Origin of the sequence: Pseudoflavitalea sp. G-6-1-2 (assembly GCF_012927185.1) — a bacterium.
GTDB lineage: Bacteria > Bacteroidota > Bacteroidia > Chitinophagales > Chitinophagaceae > Pseudobacter.
This window is the reverse complement of the sequence record NZ_JABBGB010000002.1, coordinates 925222-941949: the sequence shown is the minus strand read 5'-3', so window position 1 is coordinate 941949 and position 16728 is coordinate 925222. Positions and strand designations below refer to the sequence as shown.

16 protein-coding genes and 1 tRNA gene are annotated in these 16728 nt (G+C 46.6%); 13 read left to right on the top strand and 4 right to left on the bottom strand.

The window, feature by feature from the left end; genetic code table 11:
* Positions 1 to 2 precede the first annotated feature (2 nt).
* A complete protein-coding gene (locus HHL16_RS13440; protein WP_169425711.1) occupies positions 3 to 446 on the top strand; it encodes a hypothetical protein in 444 nt (147 codons plus the stop codon).
* Positions 447 to 621: 175 nt separating this feature from the next.
* On the opposite strand, the gene HHL16_RS13435 is transcribed toward HHL16_RS13440, so the two are convergent.
* The gene (locus HHL16_RS13435; RefSeq protein ID WP_206022411.1) at positions 622 to 1275 is read right to left on the bottom strand and encodes an NAD(P)-dependent oxidoreductase; all 654 of its coding nucleotides are present in this window, start codon (positions 1273 to 1275) and stop codon (positions 622 to 624) included.
* 130 nt (positions 1276 to 1405) lie between these two features.
* On the bottom strand, positions 1406 to 4267 hold the full coding sequence (locus HHL16_RS13430; RefSeq protein ID WP_169425710.1) for a DEAD/DEAH box helicase: 2862 nt from the start codon (positions 4265 to 4267) through the stop codon (positions 1406 to 1408).
* A gap of 126 nt (positions 4268 to 4393) precedes the next feature.
* Here HHL16_RS13430 and HHL16_RS13425 point away from each other — a divergent pair, with 126 nt between their 5' ends.
* From HHL16_RS13425 to HHL16_RS25035, 5 genes are all read left to right on the top strand, one after another.
* Positions 4394 to 4693 carry an antibiotic biosynthesis monooxygenase gene (locus HHL16_RS13425; RefSeq protein ID WP_169425709.1) on the top strand — a complete coding sequence of 100 codons (300 nt, stop codon included), beginning with the start codon at positions 4394 to 4396 and terminating at the stop codon, positions 4691 to 4693.
* A gap of 102 nt (positions 4694 to 4795) precedes the next feature.
* Positions 4796 to 5752 carry an SPFH domain-containing protein gene (locus tag HHL16_RS13420; protein ID WP_169425708.1) on the top strand — a complete coding sequence of 319 codons (957 nt, stop codon included), beginning with the start codon at positions 4796 to 4798 and terminating at the stop codon, positions 5750 to 5752.
* Between the two features lie 15 nt (positions 5753 to 5767).
* Positions 5768 to 6016, top strand: a complete 249-nt coding sequence (locus HHL16_RS13415; RefSeq protein WP_169425707.1) for a hypothetical protein — start codon at positions 5768 to 5770, stop codon at positions 6014 to 6016.
* Between the two features lie 3 nt (positions 6017 to 6019).
* Positions 6020 to 6970: a hypothetical protein gene (locus HHL16_RS13410; protein WP_169425706.1), complete on the top strand. Its 951-nt coding sequence runs from the start codon at positions 6020 to 6022 to the stop codon at positions 6968 to 6970.
* A gap of 19 nt (positions 6971 to 6989) precedes the next feature.
* Positions 6990 to 7907 carry a DUF6620 family protein gene (locus HHL16_RS25035; protein WP_169425705.1) on the top strand — a complete coding sequence of 306 codons (918 nt, stop codon included), beginning with the start codon at positions 6990 to 6992 and terminating at the stop codon, positions 7905 to 7907.
* A 390-nt stretch (positions 7908 to 8297) separates the two neighbouring features.
* Here the strand turns inward: HHL16_RS25035 and HHL16_RS13400 are convergent, their stop codons facing one another.
* The gene (locus HHL16_RS13400) at positions 8298 to 8945 is read right to left on the bottom strand and encodes a Crp/Fnr family transcriptional regulator (protein WP_169425704.1); all 648 of its coding nucleotides are present in this window, start codon (positions 8943 to 8945) and stop codon (positions 8298 to 8300) included.
* A 115-nt stretch (positions 8946 to 9060) separates the two neighbouring features.
* On the opposite strand from HHL16_RS13400, the gene HHL16_RS13395 reads away from it, so the two are divergent.
* From HHL16_RS13395 to HHL16_RS13375, 5 genes are all read left to right on the top strand, one after another.
* The gene (locus HHL16_RS13395) at positions 9061 to 9651 is read left to right on the top strand and encodes a TetR/AcrR family transcriptional regulator (protein WP_169425703.1); all 591 of its coding nucleotides are present in this window, start codon (positions 9061 to 9063) and stop codon (positions 9649 to 9651) included.
* An 85-nt stretch (positions 9652 to 9736) separates the two neighbouring features.
* Entirely contained in the window at positions 9737 to 11038 is a 1302-nt protein-coding gene (locus tag HHL16_RS13390) for an MFS transporter (RefSeq protein WP_169425702.1), read from the top strand.
* 124 nt (positions 11039 to 11162) lie between these two features.
* Positions 11163 to 13067: a M1 family metallopeptidase gene (locus HHL16_RS13385; protein WP_206022409.1), complete on the top strand. Its 1905-nt coding sequence runs from the start codon at positions 11163 to 11165 to the stop codon at positions 13065 to 13067.
* Positions 13064 to 13891: a formyltetrahydrofolate deformylase gene (gene purU / locus HHL16_RS13380; protein ID WP_169425701.1), complete on the top strand. Its 828-nt coding sequence runs from the start codon at positions 13064 to 13066 to the stop codon at positions 13889 to 13891. Before HHL16_RS13385 ends, purU begins: the two co-directional genes overlap by 4 nt.
* Before the next feature lie 79 nt (positions 13892 to 13970).
* Positions 13971 to 14435 (top strand): GNAT family N-acetyltransferase, encoded by a 465-nt coding sequence (locus tag HHL16_RS13375; RefSeq protein ID WP_169425700.1) that lies wholly within the window; start codon positions 13971 to 13973, stop codon positions 14433 to 14435.
* Positions 14436 to 14598: 163 nt separating this feature from the next.
* Here HHL16_RS13375 and HHL16_RS13370 read toward each other — a convergent pair.
* A tRNA-Leu gene (locus tag HHL16_RS13370) sits at positions 14599 to 14680 on the bottom strand.
* Between the two features lie 239 nt (positions 14681 to 14919).
* On the opposite strand from HHL16_RS13370, the gene HHL16_RS13365 reads away from it, so the two are divergent.
* Positions 14920 to 15480, top strand: coding sequence for a sigma-70 family RNA polymerase sigma factor (locus HHL16_RS13365; protein WP_169425699.1), 561 nt, complete (start codon positions 14920 to 14922; stop codon positions 15478 to 15480).
* A 60-nt stretch (positions 15481 to 15540) separates the two neighbouring features.
* Positions 15541 to 16725, top strand: a complete 1185-nt coding sequence (locus HHL16_RS13360) for a FecR family protein (protein ID WP_169425698.1) — start codon at positions 15541 to 15543, stop codon at positions 16723 to 16725.
* The last annotated feature ends 3 nt before the right edge of the window (positions 16726 to 16728 follow it).

The following is a 16728-nucleotide window of genomic DNA, read 5'->3' as shown; positions in this document are numbered from 1 at the left end:
ATATGAAAAGAATTCTTGCATATACACTTGTATTGGGATGTATTCTGTTTGGCCAGAGTAAACTGATGGCGCAGAATGATAATCCCAAATACAATACGAACCAGCGCATTTCCGATCAGCTCAAGAATGGCACTGCGCCCGGACTTCGCATGGGACCAAAATCGAGACCATCCATTCAATCAGATAAATCATCTAAATCTGATCGGGAGAGCTTCAATGCAAAAGTGAAAAAAGGAATAGGACCTAATGTAGCCGCTGGCGGCGGTACTGCCCGCGGACGCAGCAGTGCCTTCAAAAAATCTTCAAGCCCGGGTAATATGGCCAGCGATCAGAAAAGTGCCAACACTGATAGAACAGCTGCGCCAGTTGCTCCTAAAGTAGATCAGGGAAAAGAACCTTCTCTGCATGCTGAAGTGCCAAAAGTTGCTCCTAAAAAGAAAGAATAATGATGAACGCTCATGTTATCATAAAATCACTGGTTTGCTTTCTGCTGGCAATGATTCTTTGAAATTTTTGCAGGTATAGGCAGATCGATTGACTGATAACAGCCAAAATAATTCCGCAGTGCTTCAACCTAAGCTATAATGGTTGGCAGCGCTGCGGAACTTTTTTATGCCGGTATCAATATCCTACCGTGAAGCGTTTGCGCGGAAACTGAGGCTTCTCCGTTTCATCCATCAAGGCAACGCAGAGATCTTCTACTGAAATGAAACTGCGTTTGCTGTTGTCGAATACAGGCTGATCGGTGCCTGTGCGGTATTTGCCGGTTCTTCCGGTTTTTACGGTGGGGTTCATTTCGATGGCAGGACTGAGTAGTGTCCAGTCCAATGATTGTTCGCGCTTCAGCTGATCGAGAAAATCGCGGGCTGCCGTAGCGCCTGCTTTGTAAGCTTCGGGAAATTCGGGCGTATCTACCAGTTGCTTGCCTGGCGCTATTTCCAGGCTGCCTGCTCCGCCAACAACGAGCAGTCTCGGTACACCGGCCTCGCGCGTGGCGCGAAGAATAGCATCCGATCCACGCATAAAATCATCGTAGATATTCGGGTTGGTCCAGCCGGAATTATATGCGCTGATCACAGCATCATTGCCTGCCAGCAGCGGCGCCAGTGCAGCTGCATCCATTACGTCGCAGGCTTTTACAGTGAGGTGGGGATGATGGGTAGTGATCTTCGCAGGGTTGCGTACGATGGCAGTTACTTTATGGCCACGTTGCAAAGCCTCCTGCAACAAATGACTGCCAACAAAACCAGAAGCGCCAATGATCGCGAGTTTCATAATCATGGAATTTTATGGTTAGAAAAAAAGCAGCAAGCCGGAATGTTTAAGGAAGGAGGGGAGGTATGAACATAGTTCTTCGACCCAACAATAAAGTTGAGCAATTTCCGTAACCTGCCGAAGTTTATTTTTAGCTGAAGAGGAACTGGATATCGTCTTCCGTTAATGCCTTTACAAAACCTTCATCTTCAGAAACAAGATCTTCCGCCAGCTGCTTCTTGCGTTGCTGCAACTGAATGATCTTCTCTTCGATGCTGTCTTTGCAGATCATTTTGTACGCGAATATATTTTTCGTTTGTCCGATACGGTGAGTACGGTCGATCGCCTGCTGCTGAACCGCCGTATTCCACCAGGGGTCTACAAGGAAAACATAACTGGCTGCCGTTAAGTTCAATCCGGCATTGCCCGCTTTGAGACTGATGAGGAAAACATTGGTGGTATTGCCTTCCTGCTGAAATGCCTCCACCATTTCCGCTCTTTTGGCTGGCGGTGTTTGTCCGTCGAAATGGAAGAAGTCGATATTGCGCTCGCGGCATCCTTCGGCCAGCAGATCGAGCATGCTGGTGAATTGTGAGAATACCAGCACTTTCTGATCTTTCAGGTTATTGCTGAGCTCATCCATCAGCATCTCCGTTTTGATGGCATCGGTAGTGGTACGATCTTCCGACGGAAGCAGCATAGGCGAATTGCAGAGCTGGCGCAGTTTGAGCATGCCCTGCAATACAGCGAGCTTGCTTTTGCCGAGTCCTTCACTTTGTATGTTGAGGAATAGACTGCTGCGGATATTGTCGCGGATGCTGTCGTACAGCGCTTTCTGGGCCGTGCCCATTTCGCACCACATCACTATTTCGGTTTTCTCCGGCAGATCGCGCGCTACCTGAGATTTTGTTCTCCGCAGAATGAACGGAGCCGTGAGTTTCTGCAATGCCTGAATCTTGGCTTCGTCGCGAAAACGATCGATGGGGTCTGCATATTCGCGCTTGAAGAATTCTCTGCTGCCGAAAATGCCCGGAAGCAGAAAATCGAGCTGCGCATACAGATCGAATGTATTGTTCATCACCGGCGTACCACTTAATGCGATGCGGCTGGCGCATTGCAGTCGGGATACCGCTTTGGTGATCTGTGCTGCCGGGTTTTTGATGTTATGGCTTTCGTCGAGCACAACTACTCCAAACTGTTTGTTGCCGAGATGATCGATGTCCGAACGGATAGTTCCATAGCTGGTGATCACAATCTGACTCTTCGCATTCTGCAATGCATTGAGATCTCTGTCGCTTCCGTGATACACCCATGTGTTGATCTCCGGAGCAAATTTCTGCAACTCCGATTGCCAGTTGTAGATCAGTGAAGACGGACCAATGATCAGGTGAACCGCTTCCGGCGACACTTTCAGCTGATGCGCCAGAAAGCAGATGGTCTGTAAGGTTTTACCCAAACCCATGTCGTCTGCCAGACAGGCGCCGGCACCTGCTTCGGCAAGCAGTTGCATCCATTCATATCCTTTTTGCTGATAGGGGCGGAGTGTGGCATTCACGCCAGCGGGAACATTGTAAAGCGTACTGTCTGGTTCCTGCCAGCGTTGCCAGCGCTGACGCCAGCCATCCTGCAACACGGGTTTCAGTGCAGAGATGTTTTCTCCGGCATTCTGTTCACCGAATGCCATCCACTTGCTCACACGCATTTCTTTTTTGCTGTATCGGCCATGCTTGAAGAGTGCGCCGAACTGTTGCAGCCATTCGTCGTCGAGAATGCCGAGGGAGCCATCTTTCAACAGAATAGTGCGTTGCCCTGCCAGCAATATTTTCTGTAATTCTTCGATAGGGATTTCTTCTGCTCCGAAAGAAACTTTCACCTGCATCACCAGCATATGTTCCTCTTCTCTCAGAATATTCATCAGGGTCTCCGGCTTGTACTGCGAGTAGCGGAAATGTTGCAGCATATCCATTCCTATCAGTTCAATATTCTGATCGAGCAGTTTGTGATATACTTTCAGGAACCACTGTTTTTTCTGCGCTTCCGTGAAGGAGAGATAGTAGTAACCGTTCATCTGTTTGCCGAACATCGGGTGCATCGATTCGAGCAGTTGCGTGAACTGCTGTTCCGCTTCCTGACTGCGATTGATGCGATACACTTCTCCCTGACGATTGAATTCCACGCTTTGTTTGAATGGACCGTCGATGAGAAAACCATCATAGAGCCATTGCGGCGTAAGCATCAGAAAAGTATTGTTCAGCTCGCTCAGCATTACGCGGTTTACAGGAAGTGTATCGATGGCTTTCTGTTCGAACAGCTGATTGCGGTTAACGGTATAGTCTTCTTCGAGTTTGGCCAGTACTTCCTGTGCGAGCGCCTGAGGATCTTTGCTGTACTGCTCGGGTTTCTGAATCGCCAGCCATTCGAGGGTCTGATAATCTTTGAATCCGAGCAGGAAATATTCATTGCTGCTCTCCAGCAGAAAGTGATAACGGTTGAATGTTTCAATGGCATAGGGCTGATTGTTCAGCACCACCGTGGTTTTGAGATGAAGCAGGTTATCTTCTTTCACCACTTCAAATTGAAGCAACGGCTTATACACACTGAATACGCAGGGGCCGGTTCTGTAGCTTCCCTTTTCCGTTTTTATTTTATGGTACCATTTGGCGAGTATGGCAAATGGCTTGAGTGTTTCCAGTATGCCATGCAGTTCGCGTAGCATGGCGGTTTTGTAATAGGGTTCATATGCAATGCCGGCGCGTTTGAGCTGGTATTTTTGCTTTATCTGACCCACAATCTGGGTAATGCCGGTTTTGGAGAAATGCTGCAGCAGGTCGCGGGCAGGTTTGGGAAGGTTTTCATAATTGGCCTTCAACTCTGCATTATCCAGCTCCTTATTGAGAAAAGTAGTGCCTTTCGCATTCTTCACAATATGCAGGGATTCCAGTACCAGATGGTCTTCCAGCATTTTCTGGGGACTCAACAACAGAACGGTCTTCAGCTCTTCTTTCATTGCCATAGGTAAATAATTCCGGAGCGCGAACTTACAAACTTTAGACAATATGGACTATGGCGTGCAAAAAGAGGTATCCACAATAATATGAGGCACCTTTTTTGCGTTGTTGGGCCAGATAAACCTATCTATATGATCGCAAGGATCTGGCACGGCAAAACCAACATCGACAAACTGGATGTTTATACCGATTTTCTGAAGAAAAAAGCTATTCCCGATTACCAGAAAACTGCCGGTTTTCATTCACTTTCCTTTCTCAGGCAAATCAAAGACGGAGAAGCACATTTTACACTCATCACTTACTGGGAAGATCTGGAAAGCATCAAAAAATTTGCCGGACAGGATTTTGAAAAAGCAAAGTACTATCCCGAAGACAACGATTTTCTGCTGGAGTTCGAAGAAAAAGTGCAGCACTACGATGTGTTTGCATAATACCCAAAGACCATGGAGTTAATAAATTAACTTGGCCGAAGCTGATGCCGGCATTAATTTTAGAACCGAATCGAGATCCTTCACTATCAAGCATTACACTGTATGAGCCTTCCCTTTATAGAAATAATCGAAGCGGTAACACCAGATCCCAATCTTCTGATGTGGAAGTTTGCGGATGAAGATAAAGAGATCAAGAATGGTGCAAAGCTCACCGTTCGTGAAAGTCAGCATGCAATGCTGCTGAACGAAGGACAACTGGCCGATATTTTTGCTCCAGGATTGCATACGCTCAGCACTGAAAACATTCCCATACTCTCCAGATTGAAAGGCTGGAAGTACGGATTCAAAAGTCCATTCAAAGCAGATGTGTATTTCTTCAATACGCATCAGTTCATCAATAACAAATGGGGAACGCCTGCGCCGATACTGATGAATGATCCGGTATTCGGACAGGTACGTGTGCGTGCCTTCGGCAGTTTCGATCTCAGGATTGCCGACGTTGGTGTATTCTTCAAACAATACGCAGGTACCTACAAACAACTCACCATATTTGAACTGCAGCATCAGCTGCGCGATTTCATTGCACCCAAATTCGGTGAAGTATTAGCCAATGAACATATTGCAGTAACAGAAGTAGCGGGCAATGTAACGGAACTGAGCAAAAAGATAGAACCATTCCTGAAGCCGTACTTTCTGCAACTGGGTGTGGAGCTCACGCAGTTCACCATTACCAGCGTTACACTGCCCGATGAGGTAACCGCTTACTACGATAAGGTAACGGGCATGAACATGGTAAAAGACATCGACAAATACACCAAATTCAATACAGCCAATGCTATCGGCGAAGCCGGCAATGCACTCAACGATGCAACGCAGCAGGCAGTGGCCATGAGTGTAATGATGAATCAGCTGCAGGCGCAGCAAGCCCAGCAGGCAGCGCCACAGGCACAGCCCGATATCACCACCCGGTTGCAGAAATTGAAATCGCTCTTCGATGCCGGGCTGATCGATGAAGCAGAATACAAAAGCAAAAAAGAAGAATTGCTCAAAGAACTGTAATCAAAAGCATCTGGCATGACGGAGAAAAAAGTAAAATCATATCTCGATAAGCTCAAAGAAAAAGCAGCTGCACAGGAGAATTATGGAGGGAGCCTCGAAGCATCCGAAGCAAAGATGGATGCGGTGGACTGCCCCAACTGCGGCGCCGGCCGCGCAAAGCAGGATGGCGTTACACACTGCGCCTACTGCGGTTTCGAATTCATTGCAGTGAAACTCAGCAATGGCATAAACATCCAATCAACCGATAATTCAAGACAGGCATAACCGATGTTCAATCTCTTCAAGAAAGGCGACGCTCAGCAACCTCCTGAATGGTTGCAGGAGCTTAACGAAACGCGCGACAGATGGTACGCATTCCTCGACAAGCTCGAACAAAGAATGGAAGAGCTCTGCACCGAAGCCGTTCCCGAACTGAAACAACTGATGGCTACTGACGAAGATCAGTACAAACGTACATTTCTGAAAGTGCAGGCTGGTATCAGAGGACAACTTCAAAATATCCGCAGCAAAGCTTCGGAAGTGTACGACGAAAAAGTGAATGCGATGTATTATCGTCTTAACGATCAGGTTTCGGTATTGGATGACAATCACAACCTGTTGAGCCAATTCAGAAACGACTGCTCGGATCGATACCACAGCACTTTCGATCAAAAACTGAACTACTGGCTGGACCAGATAGCGCAAACATCGGCGAGGGATCTCGAAATTGAATACAAACAGATCATCGACGAATTCGATAGCATCAAAGACAAATTCACCTGCAAACAGTGCGGAGGTGGTATCCGTATAGAAAAGATCTTCCTCATTTCTACTTACATCGCATGTCCGCATTGCCAAACACAGAATACATTCGAGCCCGGAACACAGAGCCGCAGCCTGCAATACATTGCGCGTGAACTGGCCGAGCAGAGAACGCAGCATCTGTATCAGGCGTACAAAAAAGAAGAAGCGCTGGAGCGCGAAATATATCATATCAATCATAAGCTGGAGCTCAGTCTCATTCACGAGAAAGACAAAAAACGCATTCAACTTGTCGATGCTGAAATGGCGCTGAATGAAGCACGCCGCCAGCAATCCATCTCCGATGCACCAAAGCTGCACATGCAGTACCTGCGAGCCATGTACGACGAATGGAACAATATTACTCCCGATCTGAAGGAGCACAACGAGAAAATGTATCAGAACGAAGTTGCACATATTCAACACAGATCCATATAACCATTTAAGCATAACACCCATGTTCAAAAAATTATTCAGCAAAGGCAACAACGAAGAGCAGAAACCTCAGGAGGAGCCGCAATTTTCAGCTCCGCAGGAAATCGAATTTGATGAAGACACTCTTCATGGTACACATTATGATGAAGAAGATTTCGATGCAGAAGTAGCCCGCCAGGCGGAAGCATGGATCGCCGATGAAGAAGCTTCCGGAGAAAGACTGAGCGAAGCGGACAAACGCAATATCTACACCAATTACCGCAAGCAACTGTACCGCGAGTGGAACAATGCCGACGATGATCAGGTTGTTCGATTTGAAATGACCAACTCTTTGAAGTATACCGGCATGCAAACTTCCGGCTTCATCAAAGATACCGGCAGCGACAATCCTTACCTCGCACCTGTACACGGCCTCAGCCTTCGCGACTATGCAGCGATGGTGATCAAACTCACACAGGGTGTAAGCGAGCAGGAGATCTTCAAAGCCATGGGCATCGATCAGGCTATCTGGGATGAGCTGAATACCATCTGGCCGCAGCGTATGGGAGAAGATACCACCTTTACTGTAACCACATTGTACGGTCAATATTTTGCAGAGCCCGCAACATTGCCACAACTCGAATCGATCGGCGGCGGCGCTTCCAATCCGCATCTGGACAAAATAAAAACAGACCGTTACTACTACGAAGAGCTCGCCGGTGCACGCCAGGCAGCATACGAGTATGGTCTCGATGGCGCACAATGGATCCAGGAGAATTTCGGCATCAGCCTCGGAGATTTCCAGAGCGTTGCGATGCAGTGGCTTACCAAGCAAAATCAGGAGTGGAACAGCACCGACATTACGCACTACCACGATTATCAGCAACAAAAACAGAAAGAATACGCAGCGAAATTTGCCGCTGAACAAGGCGGTAATGTAGCAGACGATATCGATTTCTAAATATCATTCCGCAATGCCGAATGCAGGCAATGCGCAAAAAAAAAGGGTGTCCCAGCAAGCGCTGAGGCACCCTTTGCCTTTTGTTAAACCTACCTGAACAGCTTCTGCACAATACCTGTATTGGTTTTCAACGTATACAAATCTTACGGATAACCCGAAAGATCGATGGAGTACCTGCTACTGGTAATTGCGATCCGCTGCAGCAAAGCAAAAAAAATTATGAAGAGGATGAAAGAGAAAGGAATGTGGTGATTACCGATGAAGTACACCAGCTAAAATGAATAGACTTCCGGATCTTTTATTGTGTAAGGGTTTGGTAAGAATCGATTTGCAGGATGAGATGAAACGCAGATTATCTTTTAATGACAATTATCAGTTCACTCAAAACATTTACGCATTCTTTTTTCTGTTCTTCGAAGCTTTTTTGCTTCGCAGCCTGCTCAGTGTTTCACTTGCAATGCCAAGATAGGAGGCGATGTATTTGATGGGGATACGATTGGCAAGTGCAGCATGCTGCTCCAGAAAATGATTGTACTTTTTGTCAGCATTTTTCAATCGCGTAAGCAATGCCCTGTTCTCTGCTTCGGCATAGTATTGTTCGTAGATCTTTCTTGCAACGATATTGAAAGAAGGAAAACGCAGGTAGATCTTTTCGAGATCGGCATGTGAAAGCCCAAGCAATTCGCAGTTTTCGACAGCCTGTACATATTCGATGGCAGGAGCCTGAAATACAAAACTGCTGATGGCTGCGGCCATCTGATTTTCGGGAGTGATCCAGGTGGTGGTTTCGGTTCCGCCATCTTTGAGAAAACCACGCAATATGCCCGACCGGATAAAGAAGATATGGGTGCAGACTTCTCCCGGTTTCAGCAGATAGCTGCCTTTTTCAATTTTGCAGGGGAGAAGATGGGCTGCGATGAATTTTTTCAGGCCGTTGCTCATGGGGCCTTTGCTGCCCAGAACCTGCAGCAACGAAATGAAATCAGTGGGAGAGGGCTGGGTAAGAGGATGGTTTTGAATACGGTCGATGAATTCCAAGTGCTGGGTTTTGCACTAAGATAGTTGTGTTTTCAGATTGTAATGGCATCGGAACAGACAGATTCCGAAAATAAATATTGTAAGTGAATGACCATTCATTTATCTTTGTGTCATCATGCGCACCCGCGACGAAAATAAAATTGCTGCCATCAAAGAGAAAGCCATAGAGTTGATGGTTTCCGATGGGCTCGACGGCTTCAGTATCCAGAAGCTGGCGAAGGCAGCAGGGGTGAGTCCTGCAACGATCTATATTTATTACAAAGACAAGGAAGATCTGATAGTGCAGCTTAGTACAGACCTCACGTACAAGATGCTCGATCATAGTATGCAGGGCTTCGACCCCGAAATGGATTTCGCCGAAGGGATGCGTCTGCAGTGGAAGAACCGTGCAAATCATTGCATGAAATATCCGCTGGAACTGGCTTTCATTGAACATATCCGCTATTCACCCCTATATGAAAAAACGAAAGCGGAGATGACTGCCAGATTCAAAGACGAAATGGGACGGTTTGTACATTGCGCCATAAAAAACAAGCAACTGCACAAACTGCCATTCGAAGTGTACTGGTCTGTGGCATTTGCTCCCCTGTATCAACTGATAAAGTTTCATTCGCAGGGTAGAAGCCATAAGAACGAACACTTTGTTCTCAGTAATAAGCTCCTGATGCAAACCTGCGATTTGGTGATCAAGGCCCTCACCCCTTAATCACTGCCTTTTTTTCGGTGATTTATTTTATGGATGAACAATAAATGAATGTTCATTTAGTTGTAGCTTTTTTAATTTCACATTTATGACAACCAATCCTACTTCTCCTAAGAAGAAAGTTTTCAGTTCCTACCAGGTTCTCATGATAGTGATACTTGCGTTATTGCAGTTCACTATCATTGTAGACTTCATGGTACTGTCGCCACTCGGCGCCATTCTGATGCCACAACTGCACATGCAGCCGAATCAATTCGGTGCAGTGGTATCAGGTTATGCATACAGTGCATTTATTTCAGGTATCCTCGCAGCAGGCTTTGCCGATAAATTCGACAGAAAGAAGATGCTTGTATTCTTTTATATCGGTTTCATTGCAGGCACATTGTTATGTGCCACTGCTCCCAATTTTCATTTCCTGCTGATCGCAAGAATTGTAACGGGATTATTCGGAGGTGTGATCGGTTCAATCAGTTTCGCCATCATCACCGATATTTTTGCAATGGAAGTGAGAGGCCGTGTAATGGGATTTGTGCAGATGGCTTTATCTGCCAGCCAGGTACTCGGTTTACCTATCGGGCTCTTCCTGGCAAACAGACTCAGCTGGCATGCACCTTTCTGGATGCTGGTGATCTTCTGCTCGCTGGTACTTATCATGATCATTCGTTTTATGAAACCAATTACCGGTCACCTGGTGGTAAAGCACGATGTTAACCCATTCAGACACCTGGCTAAAACTGTAACAAACCGTCAGTACCTCCTTGCATTTGGAACCACTACCTTGCTGGCTACCGGTGGATTTATGCTGATGCCTTTCAGCAGTGCATTTTCTACCAATAACCTGGGCATTACCCTGGACCAGCTTACCTGGATCTATCTGGCAACAGGTATCAGCGCATTACTCATTGGACCACAGATCGGAAAACTGAGTGATAAGATCGGTAAGTTATCTGTTTTCATCGCAGGTTCAACGCTTACCATTATCACTGTAGTGATCTATTGCAACCTGGGCGTCACACCACTGGGTATTGTAATGGCCATAAGTGTGGTGATGTTCGCCGGGATCTCCGCCCGCATGATCGCCAGCTCTGCATTGTTCACTGCTGTTCCATCGATGCAGGACAGGGGTGCTTTCATGAGCCTCAACTCCTCCGTACAGCAGCTCGCCGGCGGAACGGGTGCAATCATTGCAGGATATATTGTGGTGCAAACTCCATCAGGAAAACTGCAGCATTATGATACGCTTGGATATGTGGTGGTCTGCACCAGTCTTATCACGATATTCATGATGTATCTGCTGAACAAAATGGTAAAGCGCATCATGGCCGCACGCGCACAAGCCTCTCAAAATGCACAGGCTGCCCAACCCGCACCGGTTGCCAGGCCCGCATAAATAATGGTAATCACTTAGTCGAATGCCGCTGCTGCCAACCGCAACAGCGGCATTTGCATGTTATATGATCAAAGGACAAAATGAACCATGGATATTTAATAACTTCCGTTTCCAAATTTTTATCATGATGTTCAAGTCCGGATGTATTGCACTGCTGCTGACCACTTCTCTGATGAGCATTGAAAAGGCGGACGCACAATCTTTATACATGCCTGCCGATATTAAGAAGGCATATGCCAACGGCACGCGCTCCGCGGATGGAAATCCCGGAAAGAATTACTGGCAGAATAAAGCCACTTACAATATTCAGCTGGCGGTGAATCCTCCTGAAAGAACTATCAGAGGGGTGGAAGAAATCGTGTATACGAATAATAGTCCGGATACACTCCGCGAACTGGTGCTCAAACTTTTCCTCAATATTCACAAGCCCGGCGCTCCGCGCGAAAGCAAAGCCTATGAAAACGATCTCACTGCCGGCGTACAACTCGACGACCTGAAAATAAACGGAGTGTCTTACGAGCTCAGTAACGACAAAACTTTCACCAATTATTTCATTGAACCCGGCGCACCAATTCTGCCGGGAAAATCTGTGAAACTGAATATCGGATGGCATTTCGATATCGCATCCTCCATGGGCAGGGAAGGCATGGCAGATAAGTCCAGTTACTTCCTCGCATACTTCTATCCACGCATTGCCGTATACGATGATTACAATGGATGGGATGATCATGATTTCACTGACGGACACGAATTCTACAGCGACTTCAACGATTATACCGTTACCATCAATGCACCCAGAAATTTTGTTGTATGGGGAACAGGAACATTGCAGCGGCCTGAAACACTGCTGCAGCCTGAGTTTACTGCGAGATACAAAAAATCATTCACCAGCGACACAGTAATTCATATCGCCACTGCTGACGAAATGAAAGCCAGACGCGTTACATCACAGGAAGCGGTGAACAGCTGGACGTTCAAAGCATCCGACATCCCGGACATGGCTTTCGCAATCAGCGATCATTATGCATGGGATGCATGGAGTGTGGAGGTAGATGAAAAATCAAAACGCAGAACCAGTGTACAATCTGCTTACAAACCGGAGTCGGCTGATTTCCACAAAATGGCGCTCGATGCAGGACTGAGCATTCGTTGGTTCTCTAAAGAATGGCCCGGCATTGCCTTTCCATATGAAAAAATGACTGTATTCAATGGCGATGATGGAATGGAGTTTCCGATGATGGCCAACGACGGATCATTCGACGAACAGAATTTCGCCAGAAATGTAGCGGCGCATGAGATCGCGCATATGTACATGCCGTTCTATATGGGCATCAACGAAACACGGTTCGGGTTCATGGACGAAGGATGGGCAACAGCACTCGAACTGCTGAGCGGCTACGATTACATGACGAAAACCTATGCAGAGGAGATGTTCACTGAGAACAGGGTATTCAAATGGATCAAAGACCGCTCCGGTGATATGGACATACCAATCATTACACCCGGTACCTCGCTTACAGGAAAAGCACTGAAAGTAAACCAATATGGAAAGCCAGCCCTTGCATATCTCGCACTGAAAGATCTGATGGGAGATGCTGCATTCAAAACTAGCCTGCATGCCTATATGGATCGCTGGCATGGCAAACATCCTACTCCGTGGGATTTCTTCCATACATTCAACAACACCTATAACAAGCCGTTGGACTGGTTCTGGAACAACTGGTTCTTTTCTCCCAACTACATGGATATTGGCATCGGCAGCGTATCCAAAAACCCTCATGCCAATATGGTACGGGTGCGAAATATAGGCGGGATGGCCGTTCCATTCGATGTGAACGTTACTTATATGGATGGAACAAAAGAAACCATTCATTGTACGCCATCGGTATGGGAGCGGGATACAAGGAATGCTATTGTACTGATCAACTACAATAAACGGGCTCAGTCCGTTACTATCGGGCATCCGGTATTTCTCGATGCAAATACAGCAGACAACAGTTACGAAGCCCCTAAACAACCAAAAAAATGATCATACTGATACAATGCAGAGACCAGGTTGGACTGGTAGCGGCCATTTCAGGCGTGTTGGCGAACGAATCGCTGAATATTGTTTCGTTGCGTGAGCATGTAGACAAGCAGGCAAATCTTTTTTTCATGCGTGTAGAAGTAGAGCAGCAAGGAGAGAGTGCTGGGCTTGAAGAAAAACTGCTCCGCGAACTGCCTTCGGATGCCGTAGTGAAAGTGAACCCCAGTCCACAGAAAAAGATAGTAGTGCTGGTAACAAAAGAATATCATTGTCTCGCGGATATTCTCATCAGAAATTATTTCGGATCACTCGGTGCAGAAGTGCAGGCCGTGATCGGCCATTACGATACATTGGAAGATATCTGCCGCCGTTTCGAGATCCCTTTCCATAAAGTTGAAGTGCCTGCATCTGCAAGGGTATTGTTCGAACAGCAGCTCGAAGATCTGATACAGCAGTATTCTCCGGATTTTCTGGTGCTGGCAAAATTCATGCGCATATTGTCGCCTGAGTTTGTAGCGAAATATCCGATGCGGATCATCAATATCCATCATTCATTTTTGCCGGCATTTGCGGGAGCGCATCCTTACAGGCAGGCGTTCGAGCGCGGCGTAAAACTGATCGGAGCTACGGCGCATTTTGTAACGGATCATCTGGATGAAGGTCCGATACTGGCGCAGCAGATCATTCCGGTTACCCATTCGGCCACTACTGCAGACATGGTGAAGGCAGGAAAAGAAATTGAAACAGCAGTGCTGGCACGCGGACTGCGACTGGTTTTCGAGGATAGAATATTTGTCTACGGAAATAAAACGGTGGTTTTTGAGTAAGCCTCCGAACAATCGAATGCAGAATTATGTATTCAACTACATAATTTCTGATTAAATTCGTTTCCGAAACCTTATAGACATGAGTACGATCATAACGAGAAAAGCTATTTTGAACGATCTGCCTGTGCTGGCTGAATTTCTGCAGTTGCTGGTAGATGCTGAAAGACCATTCGATGAAACCCTCAAAGAAGGAGATCTCATCTATTACGATTTGCAGGATCTGATACAGAGGGACGATTCTGAAGTTTTGGTGCTGGAAGATAATGGCAAACTGGTAGGAGCGGGGTATGCGCAGATCAGAAAAGCCAAGCCTTACCAGATAGAACCTGAGTATGCGCATCTGGGATTTCAATATGTACTGCCAGAATACAGAGGGCGGGGATTGAATCAGCAGCTGATAGAAGGGCTCAAGAGCTGGATAAGAACCAAAGGTGTGCGCGAAGTGCGGCTGGATGTGTATACGTATAATAATGCGGCGGTGCGGGCTTACGAGAAGGCGGGGTTTAAGCAGATCCTCACTACCATGCGCTGTGATATAGGCTAGTAATCCCCCAATCAGCAGCAAGACTATTCAACTTCTTACGAAGTAGGTTCATTGCATTTTTCTATGTTGGTCAAAACCAAAGGTTTTGCATGCATGCTTTTAGCCGGCTTAACTATATTGGCTATTACATAAAAAAACCTCAGCTTTCGCTGAGGTTTTTTTGTGCCCAGAACAGGAATCGAACCTGCACTACTTTCGTAACGTGAGTTTGAGTCACGCGCGTCTACCAATTCCGCCATCTGGGCATAAAACGAATTGGGGTGCAATGATACACGTTTATTGGGAAATTCCCAAAAAGGAAACAAAGATTGCTATAAATATGCTGTTTCAGTACCTGCCAAAGTGAAATAAATAAACAACCCGCGAATTGAAACCAGAAAGGTATAGACTATAATGAATTACAAAACCCCTACATTTGAACACCTAAATCACATTCATCCGTACTTTCTTGTTTGCCCTACTTAACAATGAACGAGAGCTTCTCTTGCAAATAGCATCCGGCGACGAAGCAGCTTTTACCCAGCTCATGCGGGCAAAACATATAGGTGTGTATCATGCCGTACTCCGCTTGACCGGAGACCAGTGGATGGCCGAAGAAGTAGTACAGGACTTATTCCTCAAAGTTTGGATGAAGCGCGACACCTTACCTGCGCTCGACAATTTCACTGCATGGCTGAATACTGTGGCAGAGAACATGGCATTGAATGTGATCAAACAATCCCTGCGCAAAAAAAATGACGTTAAGAGCTGGGTCGCCGACTTCTACAAAGAAATCAATCAGGAAGAAATCCAGGAGAACGCACTGACCGATCTGTTACAGCAAGCTGTTCAACAACTCTCGCCCCGCCAGCGCGAAGCATACCAGCTCATTAAGGAACAGGGATACAAACGCGAAGAAGCAGCCCTGCAGATGAATGTTTCTGCTGAAACTGTAAAATCGCATCTGGAACAGGCCATGCGGATCATCCGGGCCTATTGTACTTCGCGATTAGACAAATCCATCCCCATTATTCTGATTCTCACAGAAGCAAAAAAATATTTATAGCCCACTCCCCCAAAACGGATAGTGAATGTTGTCTCTATAAGAAAGCATTTATTTTCCGTTATGACTCATATAGATGAATTGTACAAAAAAGCAATGGAGAACAGGGCTACAGAGGCTGAACTCAAAGCGTTGCTGGAGTTCATGACCGATGCAGCTCATGAGTCTGAAAGCAGGAAGCTGATCCGCGATGCAATAGCAGAAGGATATATCAGCGGCCAGCCAATGCAGGAAAACAGGTTATTGCAGATCCAGGAAACCATCATAAACATTGCCGGCCAGCAGGCGTCACCCAACGTTGCACCCCGCAGGCGTTTATTCTCCATCAGATCTGCCGGCAGACTGAAATGGGCCGCCGCTATTGTATTGATCCTCGGAGCAGCCTCCTGGTTCCTGCTGTTCAAACAGGATACCGGATCAGCAGAGATCAGTAACAACCTTACTGCAAAAGATATTTTACCCGGCACCAATAAAGCAATACTCACACTCGCAGATGGATCATCCATCGTGCTCGATAGCTCCGCTACCGGGATCATTGCTCAACAAGGAACTGCTGCAATTGAAAAGCAATCCAATGGATCCATCGTCTACAATCCCAATGGCACACCTGACGGAAAAGTAATGACCAATACATTGCGAACACCCAAAGGCGGACAATACAAACTCACTTTGCCCGATGGCACCAGAGTATGGATGAATGCTGCATCTTCCATTACCTATCCTGCCATCTTCACCGGAAAGAAACGTTCAGTAAAAATTGCCGGAGAGCTTTATTTCGAAGTAGCTAAAAATGCTGCACAACCTTTCATCGTGGAGGTAGAGGACAGGTCTTCCATCGAAGTGCTGGGAACCAGCTTCAACATTAATGCCTACGACAATGAAAGTAATAGTAAAACAACATTGATCGAAGGAAAGGTGAGGATAAGCAAAGGAGATCAGTCCGAAATACTTCAACCGGGCCAGCAGGCAAGGGTTGGCGATGCCATTACCATCGCTCCCAAAATTGACCCCGATCAGATACTGGCCTGGAAAAATGGCCATTTTAATTTTGAGAACATGCCGCTTGTTGAGATCATGCGGCAGCTCGAACGCTGGTACGATATTGAAGTTCGCTACGAAGGCCCGATGCCCGCTATAAAATTCCGTGGCAAAATGAGCAGGGGCGTAGCGCTGGCTGATGTAATTAAATTCTTATCGGATAATGAGCTGAAGCTAAAACTGGAGAACCGCATTCTGATAGTTCAATAAACA

Bases quoted from the DNA above. Each gene is read 5' to 3' on its own strand.
- HHL16_RS13440 (WP_169425711.1), top strand. From the start codon at position 3: ATGAAAAGAATTCTTGCATATACACTTGTATTGGGATGTATTCTGTTT.
- HHL16_RS13435 (WP_206022411.1), bottom strand. From the start codon at position 1,275: ATGAAACTCGCGATCATTGGCGCTTCTGGTTTTGTTGGCAGTCATTTG.
- HHL16_RS13430 (WP_169425710.1), bottom strand. From the start codon at position 4,267: ATGGCAATGAAAGAAGAGCTGAAGACCGTTCTGTTGTTGAGTCCCCAG.
- HHL16_RS13425 (WP_169425709.1), top strand. From the start codon at position 4,394: ATGATCGCAAGGATCTGGCACGGCAAAACCAACATCGACAAACTGGAT.
- HHL16_RS13420 (WP_169425708.1), top strand. From the start codon at position 4,796: ATGAGCCTTCCCTTTATAGAAATAATCGAAGCGGTAACACCAGATCCC.
- HHL16_RS13415 (WP_169425707.1), top strand. From the start codon at position 5,768: ATGACGGAGAAAAAAGTAAAATCATATCTCGATAAGCTCAAAGAAAAA.
- HHL16_RS13410 (WP_169425706.1), top strand. From the start codon at position 6,020: ATGTTCAATCTCTTCAAGAAAGGCGACGCTCAGCAACCTCCTGAATGG.
- HHL16_RS25035 (WP_169425705.1), top strand. From the start codon at position 6,990: ATGTTCAAAAAATTATTCAGCAAAGGCAACAACGAAGAGCAGAAACCT.
- HHL16_RS13395 (WP_169425703.1), top strand. From the start codon at position 9,061: ATGCGCACCCGCGACGAAAATAAAATTGCTGCCATCAAAGAGAAAGCC.
- HHL16_RS13390 (WP_169425702.1), top strand. From the start codon at position 9,737: ATGACAACCAATCCTACTTCTCCTAAGAAGAAAGTTTTCAGTTCCTAC.
- HHL16_RS13385 (WP_206022409.1), top strand. From the start codon at position 11,163: ATGATGTTCAAGTCCGGATGTATTGCACTGCTGCTGACCACTTCTCTG.
- purU (WP_169425701.1), top strand. From the start codon at position 13,064: ATGATCATACTGATACAATGCAGAGACCAGGTTGGACTGGTAGCGGCC.
- HHL16_RS13375 (WP_169425700.1), top strand. From the start codon at position 13,971: ATGAGTACGATCATAACGAGAAAAGCTATTTTGAACGATCTGCCTGTG.
- HHL16_RS13360 (WP_169425698.1), top strand. From the start codon at position 15,541: ATGACTCATATAGATGAATTGTACAAAAAAGCAATGGAGAACAGGGCT.